Origin of the sequence: Streptococcus parasanguinis, from assembly GCF_001578955.1 — a bacterium.
Taxonomy (GTDB): domain Bacteria; phylum Bacillota; class Bacilli; order Lactobacillales; family Streptococcaceae; genus Streptococcus; species Streptococcus parasanguinis_U.
Map to the genome: position 1 here is coordinate 344,577 of NZ_KQ969689.1, position 2,414 is coordinate 346,990.

Below are 2,414 nucleotides of genomic sequence, written 5' to 3' on the forward strand. Positions count from 1 at the left end.
GGTTGAGTGGGCTCTACTACACTGATTTCATCAGCTTTTACAGCCCTACTCAACTGTGAGGAGGTGGGACGACGAAATCGAATTCTAACGAATTACCGATTTCTGTCCCACTCTCTCTTTATTTGATAAAAGTTGTCACGATCAAATTGAAATTTAAGATAGTTAAGACAATCGCAACGAGATAGCCTAAGAAAGTATTCCATTTCGCATTGACATGCTCTCCCATGATTTCCTTGTTGGAGGTGAAATAAACCAGAGGGAAGATGGAGAATGGAAGAGCCGCTGATAGGAAGACTTGAGAATAAACCAGAAGGTCATCGAGGACATGTTCCTGATCTCCAAATAAGATCGCAACGATGATGACAGGAAGAAGGGCAATGATCCGAGTCATGAGACGAACGACCCATTGTGGCAGTCGGAATCTCAAGAAACCTTCCATAACGATTTGACCGGTTAGGGTCCCGGTAATGGTTGAATTTTGACCACTGGCTAATAAAGCGATGGCAAAGAGGGTGGACAAGAAGGGACTAGCGATAGCGCCGGCAATATGATTATCTTTGAGGGCATTATACATGCTAGAGAAAGCACCGATCTTATCTCCGTGACCAAAGAAGAGGGCTGCTCCAAGAATCAAGAGGAGGGAGTTGACGACGAAGGCCAAACTCAATTCAATATTTGAATCCCAGGTCATAAAGCGCACTGCCCGTTTGATATCTGCTGGATCTTTGTAGTCCACCTTTCGCGTTTGCGAAATGGAAGAGTGGAGATAGAGGTTGTGGGGCATTACGGTTGCCCCGATGATTCCAAGCGCCAAGGTTAAGGCTTCATTTCCTTTTGGAAGTCCAATTCCTAGCACCTCTTTTTGAGGGAGGAAGCCAGCGAAGATTCCTCCGATATCTGGTTTCGATAGGAATACCAGATAGCCAAAAATTGCAAGGATCGTGAGGATCAAGGTTGATACGATGGCCTCGATCTTTCGAAATCCTAGATGCATGAGTCCTAGTAATAGGAAGACATCAAAGATGGTGATCAGGATGGAAAAGAGCAAGGGCCAGCCAAAGAGGAGGTGAAGGGCAATCCCTGATCCGATGACTTCTGCTAAATCTGTCGCCATCAAGGCAAGCTCAATCACAATCCAAAGGGTATAGCGAAGCCATTTTGGCAAATGGTGGGCGGTTGTTTGGGCCAGATCCTTACGATGGACAATCCCTAGTTTACCAGCCATTTGTTGCAACTGCATGGCGATTAAAGACGAGAGAAGAACTACTGATAAGAGGAGGTAGCGGTATTGGGCCCCTCCAACGACACTAGTAATCCAGTTTCCCGGATCCATATAGCCGACAGCTACTAGACTTCCTGGTCCTGAAAAGAGCAGGAGGGTCTTCCAAAAAGGGATCCCTTTTGGCACGTCAATAGATTGGTTGATTTCTTGAAGTGATTTCCTTTCAAACTGTTGTAAACTCACAATGAGCCTTCTTTCTAAGAATAAATCAAATTTGTCTCTAATTATAGCATAAAATTTATAATAGTTCATGATAATTTGGGGTTACCCTGTTTTCTACTACCTCGATTCCATTGTAATCTATCGAAAAAGGATTATAATATAGTTAGGAAGTAGAGGGAGGAAAGAGAAAATGCCCTACATCGAAATGCAGCATTGTTACAAGCGCTATACGAGTGGAGAGACAGAAATTTTCGCTAACCGGGATGTTTCCTTTGAGATTGAAAAAGGCGAGTTGGTCATTATTTTAGGGGCTTCAGGAGCTGGGAAATCAACGGTTCTCAATATCTTAGGAGGGATGGACACCAATGACGAGGGTCAGGTTCTGATTGATGGGGTGGATATTGCAAAGCTCAATGCCCATCAACGAACCAATTATCGACGAGATGATGTTGGTTTTGTCTTTCAATTTTATAATTTGGTCCCTAATTTGACAGCTAAGGAGAATGTTGAGTTGGCTTCAGAAATTGTTTCTGATGCTCTAGATCCGGAAGCTGTTTTGAAAGAAGTAGGACTTGGCAATCGTCTTGATAATTTTCCTGCCCAATTGTCAGGCGGAGAACAACAACGGGTGGCGATCGCTCGGGCAGTGGCGAAAAATCCAAAAATCCTCCTTTGTGATGAGCCGACGGGAGCCTTGGATTACCAGACAGGTAAGCAAGTATTGGGGATTTTACAGGATATGTCTCGAAAAAAAGGAGCGACGGTCATCATCGTAACCCATAATGCTGCTCTAGCTCCGATTGCAGACCGTGTGATTCGCATGCATGATGCCAAGGTCAAGTCGGTAGAAATCAATGAGCTTCCTCAAGATATTGCTACACTAGAGTATTAGAAGAGGTGGTAGCATGAAACGAAAAGTCTATTGGAAGGATTTATTTGGTTCTTTTACACATTCAAAAGGACGCTTTCT

Annotated in this window: 2 protein-coding genes; one reads left to right on the forward strand and one right to left on the reverse strand. The window is 44.0% G+C overall.

Translation table 11 applies throughout. The features are described 5' to 3' along the window. Positions 1-118 precede the first annotated feature (118 nt). Entirely contained in the window at positions 119-1,465 is a 1,347-nt protein-coding gene (locus tag SPADD19_RS01655; RefSeq protein WP_003013089.1) for an Nramp family divalent metal transporter, read from the reverse strand. 169 nt (positions 1,466-1,634) lie between these two features. On the opposite strand from SPADD19_RS01655, the gene SPADD19_RS01660 reads away from it, so the two are divergent. Further along, complete coding sequence (locus SPADD19_RS01660) at positions 1,635-2,336, forward strand: ABC transporter ATP-binding protein (RefSeq protein ID WP_013903920.1); 702 nt, start codon at positions 1,635-1,637, stop codon at positions 2,334-2,336. The last annotated feature ends 78 nt before the right edge of the window (positions 2,337-2,414 follow it).

Bases quoted from the DNA above. Each gene is read 5' to 3' on its own strand.
- SPADD19_RS01660 (WP_013903920.1), top strand. From the start codon at position 1,635: ATGCCCTACATCGAAATGCAGCATTGTTACAAGCGCTATACGAGTGGA.